This is a genomic window from Hydrogenophaga sp. L99, assembly GCF_058731905.1.
This window is the reverse complement of record NZ_CM178972.1, coordinates 790,762-807,350: the sequence shown is the minus strand read 5'-3', so window position 1 is coordinate 807,350 and position 16,589 is coordinate 790,762. Positions and strand designations below refer to the sequence as shown.

Sequence of the window (16,589 nt, the reverse complement as noted above, 5' to 3'; positions counted from 1 at the left end):
CCATGACCGCAACTGCAAATCTTCCCAAGCGCCAATTTGACGTCGTGATTGTTGGAGCCGGCGGCTCCGGCATGCGCGCCTCGCTGCAACTCGCGCGCGCCGGCCTGAAAGTGGCCGTGCTGTCCAAAGTGTTCCCCACCCGCTCGCACACCGTGGCGGCGCAGGGTGGCGTGTCGGCCTCGCTGGGCAACATGAGCGAAGACAACTGGCACTACCACTTCTACGACACGATCAAGGGCTCCGACTGGCTGGGCGACCAGGACGCCATCGAGTTCATGTGCCGCGAAGCCCCGAAAGTGGTTTACGAGCTCGAACACTTCGGCATGCCATTCGACCGCAACCCCGACGGCACCATTTATCAGCGCCCGTTTGGCGGCCACACCGCCAACTACGGCGAAAAGCCGGTGCAGCGCGCCTGTGCCGCGGCCGACCGCACTGGCCACGCCATGCTGCACACGCTGTACCAGCAAAACGTCGCCGCCCGGACCACTTTCTTTGTCGAATGGATGGCGCTGGACCTGATCCGCGATGCCGACGGCGACGTGGTGGGCGTAACGGCGCTGGAAATGGAAACGGGTGAGACCTATATTCTTGAAGCCAAAACCACCTTGCTGGCCACCGGCGGTGCTGGTCGCATCTTTGCGGCTTCCACCAACGCGTTCATCAACACCGGCGACGGCCTGGGTATGGCCGCTCGTGCGGGTGTGCCACTGCAAGACATGGAGTTTTGGCAGTTCCACCCCACCGGCGTGGCCGGCGCGGGCGTGCTGCTGACCGAAGGTTGCCGTGGTGAAGGCGCCATTTTGTTGAACAGCGAAGGCGAGCGCTTCATGGAGCGCTATGCGCCCACCTTGAAAGATCTGGCACCGCGCGACTTTGTGTCGCGCTGCATGGACCAGGAGATCAAGGAAGGCCGTGGCTGTGGTCCCAACAAAGACTACGTGCTGATGAAGCTCGACCACCTCGGTGCCGAGACGATTCACAAGCGCCTGCCTTCGGTGTACGAAATTGGCGTGAACTTTGCCAACGTGGACATCACCCGCGAACCAATCCCGGTCGTGCCCACCATCCACTACCAGATGGGCGGCATCCCGACCAACATCCACGGCCAGGTGGTCGCACCCGCCGACGACGGCTCGCAGAAAATCGTCAACGGTCTGTATGCCGTGGGCGAATGCGCTTGCGTTTCGGTGCACGGCGCCAACCGCCTGGGTACCAATTCGCTGCTGGACCTGCTGGTGTTTGGTCGCGCCGCTGGCAACCACATTGTCGAATTCAACGACAAGAACAAGACCCACAAGCCGCTGCCAGCCGACGCCGCTGACAAAACCCTGGCCCGCCTGGCGCGCCTGGACAATACGACCAGCGGTGAATACGCCCAGGACGTTGCCAACGACATGCGCGCCATCATGCAGCAGCACGCCGGCGTGTTCCGCACCCAGGCGTCCATGGACGAAGGCGTGGCCAAGATCAACGCCCTGCGTTCGCGTGTGGCCAACATCACCCTGGGCGACAAGTCCAAGGTGTTCAACACCGCCCGTATCGAAGCGCTGGAAGTGGACAACCTGATGGAAGCCGCACAGGCCACCATGACGTCTGCCGCCGCCCGCCACGAATGCCGTGGCGCCCACACCGTGAACGACTACGAGCGCCCAGCCGACGACGCGCAGTTCCCGCTGGGGCGCAACGACGCCGAGTGGATGAAGCACACGCTGTGGGACAGCGCCACGAACGGCCTGTCGTACAAACCCGTCAACTTGAAGCCGCTGACCGTGGCCTCGGTCCCGCCCAAAGTGCGGACCTTCTAAGCGCGCGTCCCGAACTGAAAAAGCCCGGAGAAAAACACCATGGCACTTCGCACATTCAAGATCTACCGCTACGACCCGGAAAAGGACGCCAAGCCGTACATGCAGACCATCGAGGTCGAACTCGACGGCCACGAGCGCATGCTGCTCGACGCGCTGATGAAACTCAAGAAGGTAGATCCCACGATCTCCTTCCGTCGCTCTTGCCGCGAAGGTGTTTGCGGCTCAGACGCCATGAACATCAACGGCAAAAATGGTCTGGCCTGCCTGACCAACATGAACACGCTGCCCGGTGTGATCACGTTGAAGCCGCTGCCTGGCCTGCCTGTGGTGCGCGACCTGATCGTCGACATGACGCTGTTCTTCAAGCAGTACAACAGCATCAAGCCCTACCTGATCAACGACACGCCACCACCCCAGACCGAGCGCCTGCAGAGCCCTGAAGAGCGCGACGAGCTGAACGGTTTGTATGAGTGCATTTTGTGCGCCAGCTGCTCCACCAGCTGCCCCAGCTTCTGGTGGAACCCCGACAAGTTCGTAGGCCCTGCCGGTTTGCTGCAGGCCTACCGCTTCATCGCGGACAGCCGCGACCAGGCCACTGCCGAGCGGCTGGACAATCTGGAAGATCCGTACCGCCTGTTCCGTTGCCACACCATCATGAACTGCGTGGACGTGTGCCCAAAGGGCCTGAACCCCACCAAGGCCATTGGCAAGATCAAGGAAATGATGGTGATGCGCTCGATCTGAGCACATCATCCGACACACCATGGACGCCAGTACCACCAGCGACGCGCTGCTCGACGAACGCGGATTGAGCAAACTGCGCTGGCGCTGCCGGCGCGGCCTGCTTGAGAACGACCTGTTCATCGAAAAGCTCTTCGCCAGGCACGCTTCTGGCTTGACTGTCAGGCAGGCTGAAGCTCTGGGGGTTCTAATGGATTTGTCCGACAACGATCTTCTCGATCTGTTGCTCGGCCGCAAACCTCCCCAGGGCGATTTGGCCAGTGACACCGTCAGCCACGGCGATGTCCTCCTTGTACTGGGCATGCTTCGCGCAGCCCGGCAACCCGTTTAAGACTCCCTTAAAAGGAAACCGCATGAAACTCGTAGACAACAAAGCCACCTTGTCGTTCTCCAACGGCAGCCCCAGCGTCGAACTGCCGGTCTATGCCGGCACGGTTGGCCCGGACGTGATCGACATCCGCAAGCTGTACGGCCAGACCGGCATGTTCACCTACGATCCCGGCTTTCTGTCCACCGCGTCCTGCCAGTCGGCCATCACCTACATCGACGGCGACAAAGGCGAGTTGCTGTACCGCGGCTACCCCATCGAGCAGCTCGCCACGCAGTGCGATTACCTCGACACCTGCTACCTGCTGCTCAATGGCGAACTGCCCAACGAAACGCAACGCAGCGACTTTCACAAGCTCGTGATCAACCACACCATGGTGAACGAGCAGATGCAGTTCTTCATGCGCGGTTTCCGCCGTGACGCACACCCCATGGCAGTGCTCACCGGTCTGGTGGGCGGTCTCTCGGCCTTCTACCACGACAGCACGGACATCAACAACCCGAAGCACCGCGAGATCGCCGCGATCCGCCTGATCGCCAAGATGCCCACGCTGGTGGCCATGGCCTACAAGTACGGCATCGGCCAGCCTTACATGTACCCGCGCAACGACCTGAGCTACTCGGGCAACTTCTTGCGCATGATGTTTGGCACGCCTTGCGAAGAGTACGTGGTCAACCCTGTGCTGGAACGCGCGCTGGATCGCATCTTCATCTTGCACGCCGACCACGAACAAAACGCCTCCACCTCCACCGTGCGCCTGTGCGGCTCGTCGGGCACCAACCCGTTTGCGGCCATTGCCGCGGGCGTGGCCTGCCTGTGGGGCCCCGCTCACGGCGGCGCCAACGAAGCCTGCCTGAACATGCTGGAAGACATCCAGCGCCAGGGCGGCGTGAGCAAGGTCGGCGAGTTCATGGAAAAGGTCAAGGACAAAAACTCCGGCGTCAAGCTGATGGGTTTTGGCCACCGCGTGTACAAAAACTACGACCCACGCGCCAAGCTGATGCAGGAAACCTGCAATGAAGTGCTGGCCGAGCTGGGCCTGGAAAACGACCCGCTGTTCAAGCTGGCCAAAGAGCTGGAAAAGATCGCGCTGGAAGACGAGTACTTCGTCAGCCGCAAGCTCTACCCCAACGTGGACTTCTACTCTGGCATCGTGCAGCGCGCCATTGGTATTCCTGTGAACCTGTTCACCGGTATCTTTGCTCTGGCCCGCACCGTGGGCTGGATCGCCCAGTTGAACGAAATGATCAGCGACCCCGAGTACAAAATTGGCCGTCCCCGCCAGCTGTTCACCGGCTCGACCACGCGCAACGTGAAGCCCGTCAACGAGCGTTGATTCACCCATGCCGTGGCCCCTGGGCCGCTGGCATCGACCGCACGCCCGCACGCTGACAGCGCTGCGGGCGTTTTGTTTGCGCAACACTTAAAATAATGGGTTCCGAAGACCCTCACAGGACATTCATGGGACGCACGCTCTACGACAAAATCTGGGACGAACACGTCGTCCATACCGAAGAAGACGGCACCGCCGTGCTCTACATTGACCGCCATCTGGTGCACGAAGTCACCAGCCCGCAGGCCTTTGAAGGCCTGCGCCAGGCCGGTCGCAAGGTCTGGCGCGTGAGTTCCATCGTCGCCACCGCCGACCACAACACCCCCACCACGGGCTGGGAGCTGGGTTACGACGGCATCACCGACCCGATCAGCAAAGAGCAGATCACCACGCTGAACAGCAACATTGCTGAATTTGGCGCTGCGGCCTTCTTCCCTTTCATGTCCAAGCGCCAGGGCATCGTGCATGTGATTGGCCCTGAAAACGGCGCCACCCTGCCCGGCATGACGGTGGTGTGTGGCGACAGCCACACCTCCACGCACGGTGCTTTCGGCGCGCTGGCACACGGCATCGGCACCAGCGAGGTCGAGCACGTCATGGCAACGCAGACGCTGCTGGCCAAAAAAGCCAAAAACATGCTTGTGAAGGTGGAAGGCGCGCTCACCAAAGGCGTGACCGCCAAGGACATCGTGCTGGCCATCATCGGCAAAATCGGCACCGCCGGTGGCACGGGCTACACCATCGAATTCGGCGGCTCGGCCATCCGCGCCCTGTCGATTGAAGGCCGCATGACGTTGTGCAACATGGCCATTGAAGGCGGCGCACGCGCAGGCCTGGTGGCGGTGGACGAAAAAACCATTGAGTACGTCAAGGGCCGCCCGCTCTCGCCCACCGGCTTGGAATGGGACCTGGCCGTGGCCTATTGGAAGACCTTGCAATCCGACGCCGACGCGGTGTTTGACACCGTGGTCGAGCTCGACGCCACCCAGATCCTGCCGCAGGTCACCTGGGGCACCTCGCCCGAAATGGTGCTGGGCATTGACGGTTCGGTGCCCGATCCTGAAAAGGAAAAAGACGCCAACAAACGCGGCGCCATTGAGCGCGCGCTGGTCTACATGGACCTGCAGCCTGGCAAAGCGCTGAACGACATTTTTGTGGACAAGGTGTTTATCGGCTCCTGCACCAACAGCCGCATTGAAGACATGCGCGAGGCGGCTGCGGTGGTGAAGAAGCTCGGCCAAAAAGTGGCCAAAAACATCAAGCTGGCCATGGTGGTGCCGGGCTCTGGCTTGGTGAAAGAGCAGGCCGAGCGCGAGGGCCTGCACGAGATCTTCAAGGCAGCGGGTTTTGAATGGCGCGAGCCCGGTTGCTCGATGTGCCTGGCCATGAACGCCGACCGGCTGGAGCCCGGCGAGCGCTGCGCGTCCACCAGCAACCGCAACTTTGAAGGCCGCCAGGGCAACGGTGGGCGCACCCACCTGGTGTCACCCGCCATGGCCGCTGCTGCGGCCGTGCATGGCCATTTCGTCGATGTTCGTCAATTCGCCTGAAAGGAAACACCATGAAATTGATTGCAACCCTGTTGTCCGTGACCTTTGCGCTGGCGCTGGCCGGCTGCAACACCGTGCAAGGCGTTGGCCAAGACGTGCAAAAAGCCGGTCAGGTGCTTGAAGACGCCGCCAAGAAGAAGTAAATGAACAAATTCACCGTACACAAGGGCCTGGTGGCCCCGATGGACCGCGAAAACGTCGACACCGACGCGATCATTCCCAAGCAGTTCCTAAAGTCGATTCGCAAGACGGGCTTTGGCCCGAACCTGTTTGACGAGTGGCGCTACCTGGACAAGGGTGAGCCCGGCCAAGACCCGGCCAGCCGCAAAGCCAACCCCGATTTCGTGCTGAACCAGCCACGCTACGCTGGTGCATCGGTGCTGCTGACGCGCAAAAACTTTGGTTGCGGTTCCAGCCGGGAACACGCCCCCTGGGCCATCGACCAGTACGGCTTTCGCGCCATCATCGCGCCCAGCTACGCCGACATTTTTTTCAACAACTGCTTCAAGAACGGCCTGTTGCCGATCGTGTTGCCCGAAGCCACGGTGGCGCAGTTGTTTGACGAGGTGTTTGCGTTCCCCGGCTACAGCCTCACGATCGATCTGGAACGCCAGGTGATCGTGAAACCGCAGGGTGATGAAATTCCCTTTGATGTCCAGGCGTTTCGCAAATACTGCCTGCTCAACGGGCTGGACGATATCGGCCTGACGCTGCGCCACAAAGACAAGATTGCTGCGTTCGAAGCGGCGCGCCTTGCCACGAAACCGTGGCTCGCCCACACGATGGTGTCCTGATCGGACGCCCACTCAACCCCAGACAGACAACCCATGAAAATCGCAGTTCTTCCAGGTGACGGCATCGGCACCGAAATCGTCGCCGAAGCGGTCAAAGTCCTCAACGTGCTCGACTTGCCGTTCGAGATGGAGTCCGCTCTGGTAGGCGGTGCCGCCTTTGAGGCCCACGGTCACCCATTGCCCGAATCCACGCTGAACCTGGCCAAGGCTGCCGACGCCATCTTGTTTGGCGCCGTGGGTGACTGGAAATACGACACGCTGGACCGTCCGCTGCGTCCTGAGCAAGCCATTCTGGGCCTGCGCAAAAACCTCGGCCTGTTTGCCAACTTCCGTCCGGCCATTTGCTACGAACAGCTGGTAGGTGCCTCCAGCCTCAAGCCCGAGATCATTTCGGGCCTGGACATTCTGATCATCCGCGAGCTCACCGGCGACATCTACTTTGGCCAGCCGCGCGGCCGCCGCGTGGCCACCGACGGCCATTTTCCTGGCGCCGAGGAAGCCTTTGACACCATGCGCTACAGCCGTCCAGAGATCGAGCGCATTGCCCATGTGGCGTTCCAAGCGGCGCGCAAGCGCAGCAAAAAGGTCACCAGCGTGGACAAGGCCAACGTGCTGGAAACCTTCCAGTTCTGGAAAGACGTGGTCACCGAAGTGCATGCCGAGTACCCCGACGTGGAGCTGGAGCACATGTATGTGGACAACGCCGCCATGCAGCTGGTGCGTGCGCCCAAGAAATTTGACGTGGTGGTCACCGGCAACATGTTTGGCGACATCCTGAGCGACGAGGCGTCCATGCTCACCGGCTCCATCGGCATGCTGCCTTCGGCATCGCTGAACGCGAAAAACCAGGGTCTGTATGAGCCCAGCCACGGCAGTGCGCCGGACATCGCTGGTAAGGGTATTGCAAACCCGCTGGCTACAATACTGTCCGCTGCCATGATGCTCCGCTTCTCACTCAACCAGCCGCAAGCCGCTGATCGCATTGAATCTGCGGTCCAGGACGTGCTCGCGTCCGGTTTGCGCACGGTGGACATCTGGTCTGAAGGCACCACCAAGGTCGGCACCCGGGAAATGGGTGACGCTGTCGTGGCGGCCATCACCAAAACCATTACCAAGGGCTGAATCAGCTCCGGTTCGTCACGCCCTCCCCCGGCACGACGAGCCGGGCGGATACAGAGATTTTTTATCTTCGAAAGGGCAATGCAATGACGAAACTCGTAGGACTGGTGGGCTGGCGCGGCATGGTCGGCTCCGTGCTGATGGACCGCATGGTTGAAGAAAAAGACTTCGACCTGATCGAACCGCTGTTTTTCTCCACCTCCAACGCCGGCGGCAAAGCCCCGGCGATGGCGAAAAACGAAACCACGCTGCAAGACGCGTACAACATCGACGCGCTCAAGCGCTGTGACATTGTCATCACCGCCCAGGGTGGCGACTACACCAGCGAGGTGTTCCCCAAACTGCGCGCCGCGGGCTGGAACGGACACTGGATCGATGCTGCCTCCACCCTGCGCATGGAGCAGGACGCCGTCATCATTCTCGACCCGGTCAACATGCCTGTCATCAAAGACGCGCTGGCCAACGGTGGCAAGAACTGGGTGGGTGGCAACTGCACCGTGAGCTGCATGCTCATGGGCGTAGGCGCACTGTACAAAGCGGGTCTGGTCGAGTGGATGAGCACCCAGACCTACCAGGCCGCTTCGGGTGGTGGTGCCCAGCACATGCGCGAATTGCTCACGCAGTACGGCACGCTCAACGCCGAGGTGAAGTCGCTGCTGGACGACCCCAAGAGCGCCATCCTGGAAATCGACCGCAAAGTGATCGCCAAGCAGCGCAGTCTGAGCAGCGCCGAGACGGCCAACTTCGGTGTACCGCTGGGCGGCTCGCTGATTCCCTGGATCGACAAGGACCTGGGCAACGGGATGTCCAAAGAAGAGTGGAAGGGCATGGCCGAAACCAACAAGATCCTCGGCATGGGCGAGGGTTTTGGCTCAACCGCCATTCCGGTGGACGGTTTTTGCGTGCGGGTGGGCGCCATGCGCTGCCACAGCCAGGCCCTGACCTTCAAGCTCAAGAAGGATGTGCCCGTGGCTGACATCGAAGCCATGATCGCGGCCGACAACGCCTGGGTGAAAGTGGTGCCCAACACGCGTGAAGCCACCATCAAGGATCTCACGCCAGTGGCCGTGACCGGCACCATGACCATCCCGGTGGGCCGTGTGCGCAAGCTGGCCATGGGTCCAGAGTACGTGGGCGCCTTCACCATCGGCGACCAGCTGCTCTGGGGCGCTGCCGAACCGCTGCGCCGCATGCTGCGCATCTTGCTGGACGCCTGACAGCCAACGTCGCGTCAGCGCGGCTTCCAAAGTGCCCATTTGTTCACGTTGCAAGATCGCAACGTGAACACCGGGCCTGCGGCGACAGAAGGTAGGCATTGAAACTCAAGCGGAGTCTCAGCTTGTCACTGTAATCCGTTGATGTTAAGGTCAATTCTCGGTTTTTTACGTCGAGGTCCACGTGCCATCCAACTCCCGCCATACCCCATCTCACCAGGCTCCAACCCACTCCGGGGGAGCCGGTTCACGCGGTTTTGCGCGGTTACATGCCATCGCTGCTGCGGTGGTGCTGTGCACCGGACTGGCGCAGGTTGGCGAAGCGCAAGCGCTTGCGCTCGGTCGCATCGTGGTGCAGTCGGCTCTGGGTGAGCCGCTGCGGGCCGAAATCGATGTGCCGGACATCAATGCAGACGAAGCGGCCAGCTTGCGCGTTGGCCTGGCCTCGGGCGAGGCCTTCCGAGCTGCCGGCATGGACTTCAACCCCGCGCTCAGCAGCCTGCAAATCAGCCTGCAGCGCCGCGCCAACGGCACGGCCTTTTTGCGGCTCACCAGCAGCCGCCCAGTCAACGAACCCTTTGTGGACATGATCGTGGAGGCCAACTGGGCTTCGGGCCGCATCGTGCGCGACTACACACTGCTGCTGGACCCACCCAACTTGCGCACCGCAACGCCAGTGGCCCCCTTGCCGGCAGCGGTTGCCACACAGCCCGCGCCCCCGGCACAGCCACCCGTGGCCAGGCCTACGCCGCCACTGGCCCCAGTGGCCCCCGCCACCCAGGCACCGCCCGTTGTGCGTGAACGCCCCACGGCACCACCCGCTGCTCGTCCTGCACCGGCACCTGCACCTCGACAGGAAGCCCCTGGTGGTCAGGTTCGTGTCCGTGCTGGCGACACCGCTGGCCGCATTGCGGCAGCCAACCGGCCGGCCAACGTATCGCTGGACCAAATGTTGGTGGCCATGCTGCGCGCCAACCCCAACGCCTTCATCGCTGGCAACGTGAACCGCATCAAAGCCGGTTCGGTGATTGACCTGCCCGGCGAAAACGACGCAGGCACCGTGGCACCCGGGGAAGCGCGCCAGATCATTGCGGCGCAAAGCCGGGACTTCAACGAGTTCCGTCGGCGCCTCGCAGGTACCGTGCTCGCCGCCTCGGTCGCCGCCGCTGACCGCCAAGCCACTGGCCGGATCCAGACCGAGGTGGAAGACAAAAAACCCGTCGCGCCAGCCCAGGACAAGCTGACATTGTCCAAAGGCGCCACGCCTGCGCAGACCGCCGCAGAAGAGAAAATTGCGCAGGAGCGTCAAGCCAAAGAAGCCGCCACCCGGGTGGCTGAACTGTCCAAAAACATCGAGGAGCTGGCCAAGCTCGGCACCAGTACCGCCGCGGTTGCGCCCACAGCGCCCGCCACCGCAACCCCCAGCACCGCGCTGCCTGCACCAGCGCTGACGGTGCCCACCACAGCCCCGTTGGCCACGGCCACCGAAGTGACCACCAGCACCTCGACTGCGCTCGCAAGTGCGACCGACAGCGTGACCTCCAACACCGAGACCGCACCGACTGCGGCCACAGAAACCACCGCCGTGACCCCGGCTGTTCCACCGGTCGCAGCACCTGTGCCCATGCCGGCACCGCTGCCCGACGAGCCCTCCCTGATCGATGGGCTGCGTGACAACCCCTTGGTGTTGCCCGCCGCGGGTGGCCTGCTGGCTTTGTTGGGCGGTTTTGCGTTTTACCGGTTCCGTCAGCGCAAAAAAGGCAATGGCGTTGACAGCTCGTTCCTGGAAAGTCGACTGCAGCCCGATTCTTTCTTTGGGTCCAGCGGTGGTCAGCGTATCGACACAGCCGAGGCCAGCGCCTCGGGCTCGTCCATGGTCTATTCCCCCAGCCAGCTCGACGCGGCCGGCGACGTGGACCCGGTGGCAGAAGCCGACGTGTACCTGGCCTATGGCCGTGACCTGCAGGCCGAGGAGATTCTCAAAGAAGCCATGCGCAGCACGCCACAGCGGGTGGCCATCCACAACAAGCTGCTCGAAATTTATGCCAAGCGGCGCGATGCAAAGGCCTTTGAAGTCGTGGCCACGGAGGCTTATGGGCTGACCCAGGGCCAGGGCTTGGAATGGGAACAGGCCTGCGAGTTGGGCCGGGAACTCGATGCCACCAACGCGCTGTACCAGCCCGGTGGCGCGCCGCCAGCCAAAGCTGGCGCTGTGGCGGGTGCTATGGCCGGTGGCGCCATGAACACGATGCCCTTTGGCAGCAGCACGCTGGCCCAAAACAGTGGCCCAGGCACCGGTGTGGACAACACCGACCTGGATCTGGACCTGGACTTCAACATGGACGAACCGTCCATGCCAGCCAGCCTGCAGGCACCCAGCGACGCAGCCATGTCAGGCATGGACGACCTCAACAGCACCGACGCCCTCACCAGCGCGGCCGACAGCAAATCGGGTCCGCCCTCCATGTCGATGGACTTCGACCTGGACTTCCCTTCCGAGCCCGCCGCGCTGAATGCGGGAGACAAGGCCGAGACCAGCGACGCGCCAAGCCTTGCAGTCGAGTCCAATCCCACGTTTGACGACAGTGAGGTCTTACCTGACTTCGCCCTGGACGAACCACAAGCGTTTGACCTCCCCGCCGAAGATGCCGATGAGCCCCAGCCATTGCCGCTGACCGCTGAAGCAAGTCCGGCAGAAGCCGAGCTGTTGTCCTTCGACCTGAACGACATCAGTCTGGACCTGGAACACCGCGGCGGCGAGGCCGATGACGAGCCAGGCGACCAATTGACCGAAGAGAACCCGCTGGACACCAAGCTGTCGCTGGCCGAAGAGTTTCGTGCCATTGGCGACTTGGAAGGCGCTCGCTCACTGGCTGAAGAAGTCTTGGCCGAAGCCACAGGCGCGCTCAAGACCAAGGCCCGCACGTTCCTGGCCGATCTCAGCTGAAGCAGCGAGCCCGAGCGGACAAGTCTCTTGCAAGCATCAGCGCGCGACAGCGCCCAGGAAGTGGCCACCACGCGCATGGCGCTGGGCGTGAGCTACAACGGCAGTGCCTACGATGGCTGGCAGAGCCAGCTCAGCGGGCGCACGGTGCAGGACGAACTGGAACGCGCCCTGACGCAGTTCATCGCGCATGGCCCCATCAGAACCCTGTGCGCTGGCCGCACCGATGCGGGTGTGCATGGGCTGATGCAGGTGGTCCACTTTGACAGCCCGGTGACCCGCCCAGACCATGCCTGGATGCGCGGCACCAACCGTTTTTTGCCGCACGACATTGCCGTGCACTGGGCCCGCCAGGTGCCCCCCCATTTTCACGCACGCGCCAACGCCGTGGCCCGCCGCTATGCCTATGTGCTGCTCGAATCACCGGTGCGCCCCAGCGTCGACGCCGGCCGGGTGGGCTGGGTGTTTCGCCCCATGGCGCTGGAGCCCATGCAGGAAGCCGCCCAAGCCTTGTTGGGTGAGCACGACTTTTCATCCTTTCGCGCAGCCCAGTGCCAAGCCCACTCGCCTGTGAAGCAACTTCGGCGCATCAGCATCACCCGCCGCGGCGCCTACTGGCGCTTTGAATTTGAAGCGTCAGCGTTTCTGCACCACATGATCCGCAACATCATGGGCTGCCTGATCGCCATCGGGAACGGCAACCACCCGGCAAGCTGGATGACCGAGGTGCTACACGCCCGCAGCCGCGATGCCGCAGCACCCACGTTTTCGCCCGACGGCCTGTACTTCCTGGGTCCGCTGTACGACGAGTCGCTGGGCATCCCCACCCAAACCGCCGCTTTCGACTGGTTACCCGGATGACCTCGACAACCCTGCACACCGCCAACCCCGTGCACCACACACGCATCAAAATTTGTGGCCTCACCCGCGAGACCGACGTGGACGCCGCCGCACACGCCGGAGCCGATGCCGTGGGCTTTGTGCTCTATGCCAAAAGCGCGCGCCACGTCACGCCCGAGCGGGCGGGCGAGCTGGCCCGGCGCCTGCCGCCGTTTGTCACACCGGTGCTGCTGTTCGTGAACGCCAGCCCCGAGCACATCCGCCTGGGGCTGGAGGCCGTACCCAACGCCTTGGTGCAGTTTCATGGCGACGAAACGCCCGCCGACTGCGCCGCAGCCGGACGCCCTTACATCCGCGCCGCCCGTATTCCCGCAGGCGCCGCAGGTGCGGGCTTTGATCTTCTAAAATACGCGCAAGACTTCGCAGCCTCACAGGCCGTGCTGCTCGACGCACATGTCGAGGGGTATGGCGGCGGCGGTCAATCCTTCGACTGGACAGCTTTCAATTGGTCACATCCGCTTCTAAACGCCAGCTCTCGCCTCGTTTTGTCTGGTGGACTCACGCCTGCAAACGTGATCGATGGCATCAACCGCGTACGGCCCTGGGCCGTTGACGTGAGTTCCGGGGTTGAGGCCAGCAAAGGCGTCAAGGACCCGGACAAGATGCAAGCCTTTGTGGCTGCCGTCCGAACGGCCGACGCAGCCATTCACCGCCGCCCCGCCTGAGCCCACTACCCTGGGGCCTGGCCGGGCACTCTGACCCGAGACACCCCATGCAAACCTACCAGCAACCCGACGCGCGCGGCCATTTCGGCATCTACGGTGGCAGTTTTGTGAGCGAAACGCTCACGCACGCCATCAACGAGCTCAAGGCGGCCTACGCCAAGTACCAGAACGACCCCGAGTTTCTGGCCGAATTCCAAAGCGAGCTGGCCCATTTCGTCGGCCGTCCTTCGCCCGTGTACCATGCGGCGCGCATGAGCCGTGAGCAAGGCGGTGCGCAAATTTTCTTGAAGCGCGAAGACCTCAACCACACCGGCGCGCACAAGATCAACAACACCATCGGCCAGGCCATGCTCGCCAAGCGCATGGGCAAGCCGCGCATCATTGCCGAAACCGGCGCCGGCCAGCACGGCGTGGCCACCGCCACCATTTGTGCCCGCTACGGCCTGGAATGTGTGGTTTACATGGGCAGTGAAGACGTGAAGCGCCAGAGCCCCAACGTGTACCGCATGAAGCTGCTGGGTGCCACCGTGGTGCCCGTGGAAAGCGGCAGCCGCACCCTGAAAGACGCGCTCAACGAAGCCATGCGCGACTGGGTGGCCAACGTGGACAACACCTTCTACATCATCGGCACCGTGGCCGGCCCGCACCCCTACCCGATGATGGTGCGCGACTTTCAAAGCGTGATCGGTGAAGAGTGCCTGGTGCAGATGCCCGAGATGCTCAAAGCCGCCGGCTGCACCAGCGAGCAACCCGACGCCGTGGTGGCCTGCGTGGGCGGCGGCAGTAATGCCATGGGCATTTTCTACCCCTACATCAACCACGCGGCCACGCGCCTGATCGGCGTGGAAGCCGCCGGTGAAGGCATGGAAAGCGGCAAGCACTCGGCCTCGCTGCAAAAAGGCAGCCCTGGCGTGCTGCATGGCAACCGCACCTATGTGCTGCAGGACGACAACGGCCAGGTCACCGAAACGCACAGCGTGAGCGCCGGTCTGGACTACCCTGGTGTGGGTCCCGAACACGCGTTCCTGAAAGACATCGGCCGTGCCGAATACGTGGGCATCACCGACACCGAGGCGCTGGAAGCCTTCCACTACCTGTGCCGCACCGAAGGCATCATCCCGGCGCTCGAATCGAGCCATGCCGTGGCCTACGCCATGAAGCTGGCCAAAACCATGCGCGCTGACCAGTCGATTCTGGTCAACCTCTCGGGCCGGGGCGACAAGGACATTGGCACCGTGGCCGACCTGTCCAAGGCCGACTTCTATTGCCGTCCCAGCTGCCGTGGCCAGTCGGTCAAGGGCGGTACCGAAACCTCTCCTATCGCATTCGCCAAATGAGCCGCATTGATCAAGCGCTGGGCGCGCTGAAAGCCCAGAACCGCAAGGCCCTGATTCCGTTCGTCACCGCAGGTTTCCCTTTTGCCAACATCACCCCCGACCTGATGCACGGCATGGTGGAAGCCGGTGCCGATGTGATCGAACTCGGCGTACCGTTTTCCGACCCGTCGGCCGATGGCCCGGTGATACAAAAAGCTGGCGACCGCGCCCTGGCTCTGGGCATTGGCCTGGTGCAGGTGCTGGCCATGGTGAAAACCTTCCGCGAACGGAACAACACCACGCCGGTGGTGCTGATGGGTTACGCCAACCCCGTGGAACGCTACGACCAGAAGCACGGCGAGGGCAGCTTTGTGCGCGACGCCAGTGCCTCGGGCGTGGACGGCATGCTGATCGTGGACTACCCGCCGGAAGAATGCGAAGCCTTCGCCGCCGCGCTGCGCGCGAACAATATGGACCTGATCTTCTTGCTGGCCCCCACGTCCACCGACGAGCGCATGGCGCAGGTGGCGCGCGTGGCCAGCGGCTATGTGTACTACGTGTCGCTCAAGGGCGTGACGGGCGCGGGCACGCTGGACGTGGGCCAGGTGGAAGCCATGCTGCCGCGCATCCGGGCCCATGTGAACGTGCCGGTGGGCGTGGGTTTTGGCATTCGGGATGCCGAAACCGCCCGCGCCATCGGCCGCAGCGCCGACGCCGTGGTGATTGGCAGCAAGATCATCCAGCTGATCGAAAACGAGCCGCACGAAAAGGTGGTGGCCGTGGCGTCCAATTTCCTGCGCGGCATCCGCAAGGCTTTGGACGCCTGACCGACCGTGTTTTAATTCGCCCAGACAAGCAAAAGACGCACACCGCGCCGCGCCGAATCGACCCCAGCCTATGCGGCACCGGCTTTGTCGCACTGCTGCTCTGGCCAACCCTTCATGGGGCGGCGCCAAGCGCTGCAAGCGCGTTCATATTTGGAGAACACACCATGTCCTGGCTAGAAAAACTGCTGCCACCCAAGATCACGCACACCGACCCGACCGAGCGCCGCAGCGTGCCCGAAGGCTTGTGGATCAAATGCCCCAGCTGCGAAGCCGTGCTGTACAAAAACGATCTGGAGAAAAACCAGAACGTGTGTCCACATTGCAGCCACCACCACCGCATCGGTGCCCGTGCGCGCCTCAACGCCTTCATGGACGCCGAAGGCCGCTACGAACTCGGTCAGGAAGTGCTGCCGGTGGATGCGCTGAAGTTCAAGGACAGCCGCAAGTACCCCGAGCGCTTGAAAGAGGCGCTGGAAAACACCGGCGAGACCGATGCGCTGGTCGTCATGGGTGGCGCTGTGCAGGGCATCAGCCTGGTGGTGGCCTGCTTTGAATTTGACTTCATGGGCGGCTCCATGGGCTCGGTGGTCGGCGAGCGCTTTGTGCGCGGTGTCGAAGAAGCCATCGCCCAGAAAGTGCCCTTTCTGTGCTTCACCGCCACCGGCGGCGCACGCATGCAAGAAGGCTTGCTGTCGCTGATGCAAATGGCCAAGACCAACGCGGCACTCACGCGCCTGGCCAAAAAAGGCCTGCCCTACATCAGCGTGCTGACCGACCCGACCATGGGCGGCGTGTCGGCCGGTTTCGCTTTCGTGGGCGACGTGGTGATCGCCGAGCCCAAGGCGCTGATCGGTTTTGCCGGCCCGCGTGTGATTGAAAACACCGTGCGTGTGAAGCTGCCCGAGGGCTTTCAGCGCGCTGAATTTCTGCAAACCAAGGGCGCGGTGGACTTCATTTGCGACCGGCGCGAACTGCGCTCCACCGTGGCCAACACCCTGGCCATGCTGCAGCGCCAGAGCGCCGACGCGGTGGTCAGCGATTGACCTCCGA

General features: G+C 62.8%; 15 protein-coding genes. All 15 read left to right on the top strand.

The window, feature by feature from the left end:
• The first annotated feature begins 2 nt into the window (after positions 1–2).
• Positions 3–1,808 (top strand): succinate dehydrogenase flavoprotein subunit, encoded by a 1,806-nt coding sequence (gene sdhA, locus AC4QBL_RS03915; protein ID WP_472906554.1) that lies wholly within the window; start codon positions 3–5, stop codon positions 1,806–1,808.
• A gap of 39 nt (positions 1,809–1,847) precedes the next feature.
• Positions 1,848–2,552, top strand: a complete 705-nt coding sequence (locus AC4QBL_RS03910; RefSeq protein ID WP_322304660.1) for a succinate dehydrogenase iron-sulfur subunit — start codon at positions 1,848–1,850, stop codon at positions 2,550–2,552.
• 19 nt (positions 2,553–2,571) lie between these two features.
• On the top strand, positions 2,572–2,880 hold the full coding sequence (locus tag AC4QBL_RS03905; protein ID WP_472906553.1) for an FAD assembly factor SdhE: 309 nt from the start codon (positions 2,572–2,574) through the stop codon (positions 2,878–2,880).
• Between the two features lie 22 nt (positions 2,881–2,902).
• Positions 2,903–4,213 carry a citrate synthase gene (locus AC4QBL_RS03900; protein ID WP_472899472.1) on the top strand — a complete coding sequence of 437 codons (1,311 nt, stop codon included), beginning with the start codon at positions 2,903–2,905 and terminating at the stop codon, positions 4,211–4,213.
• 125 nt (positions 4,214–4,338) lie between these two features.
• Positions 4,339–5,760, top strand: a complete 1,422-nt coding sequence (gene leuC, locus AC4QBL_RS03895) for a 3-isopropylmalate dehydratase large subunit (protein WP_472906552.1) — start codon at positions 4,339–4,341, stop codon at positions 5,758–5,760.
• Between the two features lie 11 nt (positions 5,761–5,771).
• The gene (locus AC4QBL_RS03890) at positions 5,772–5,903 is read left to right on the top strand and encodes an entericidin A/B family lipoprotein (RefSeq protein WP_472899474.1); all 132 of its coding nucleotides are present in this window, start codon (positions 5,772–5,774) and stop codon (positions 5,901–5,903) included.
• Positions 5,904–6,554 (top strand): 3-isopropylmalate dehydratase small subunit, encoded by a 651-nt coding sequence (gene leuD, locus AC4QBL_RS03885; RefSeq protein ID WP_472906551.1) that lies wholly within the window; start codon positions 5,904–5,906, stop codon positions 6,552–6,554. It abuts the gene before it with no gap.
• A 33-nt stretch (positions 6,555–6,587) separates the two neighbouring features.
• The gene (leuB, locus tag AC4QBL_RS03880) at positions 6,588–7,676 is read left to right on the top strand and encodes a 3-isopropylmalate dehydrogenase (protein ID WP_439114434.1); all 1,089 of its coding nucleotides are present in this window, start codon (positions 6,588–6,590) and stop codon (positions 7,674–7,676) included.
• Between the two features lie 83 nt (positions 7,677–7,759).
• Positions 7,760–8,890 (top strand): aspartate-semialdehyde dehydrogenase, encoded by a 1,131-nt coding sequence (asd, locus tag AC4QBL_RS03875; protein WP_472899476.1) that lies wholly within the window; start codon positions 7,760–7,762, stop codon positions 8,888–8,890.
• Between the two features lie 283 nt (positions 8,891–9,173).
• Positions 9,174–11,834, top strand: coding sequence for a FimV/HubP family polar landmark protein (locus AC4QBL_RS03870; RefSeq protein WP_472906550.1), 2,661 nt, complete (start codon positions 9,174–9,176; stop codon positions 11,832–11,834).
• 75 nt (positions 11,835–11,909) lie between these two features.
• Positions 11,910–12,692, top strand: a complete 783-nt coding sequence (gene truA, locus AC4QBL_RS03865; protein WP_472899623.1) for a tRNA pseudouridine(38-40) synthase TruA — start codon at positions 11,910–11,912, stop codon at positions 12,690–12,692.
• Complete coding sequence (locus tag AC4QBL_RS03860) at positions 12,689–13,396, top strand: phosphoribosylanthranilate isomerase (protein WP_472906549.1); 708 nt, start codon at positions 12,689–12,691, stop codon at positions 13,394–13,396. The genes truA and AC4QBL_RS03860 overlap by 4 nt, the downstream gene beginning before the upstream one ends.
• Positions 13,397–13,443: 47 nt before the next feature.
• Entirely contained in the window at positions 13,444–14,733 is a 1,290-nt protein-coding gene (trpB, locus tag AC4QBL_RS03855; RefSeq protein WP_472899479.1) for a tryptophan synthase subunit beta, read from the top strand.
• On the top strand, positions 14,730–15,539 hold the full coding sequence (trpA, locus tag AC4QBL_RS03850; RefSeq protein WP_472899480.1) for a tryptophan synthase subunit alpha: 810 nt from the start codon (positions 14,730–14,732) through the stop codon (positions 15,537–15,539). The genes trpB and trpA overlap by 4 nt, the downstream gene beginning before the upstream one ends.
• 164 nt (positions 15,540–15,703) lie before the next feature.
• Complete coding sequence (gene accD, locus AC4QBL_RS03845; protein WP_472899481.1) at positions 15,704–16,582, top strand: acetyl-CoA carboxylase, carboxyltransferase subunit beta; 879 nt, start codon at positions 15,704–15,706, stop codon at positions 16,580–16,582.
• The last annotated feature ends 7 nt before the right edge of the window (positions 16,583–16,589 follow it).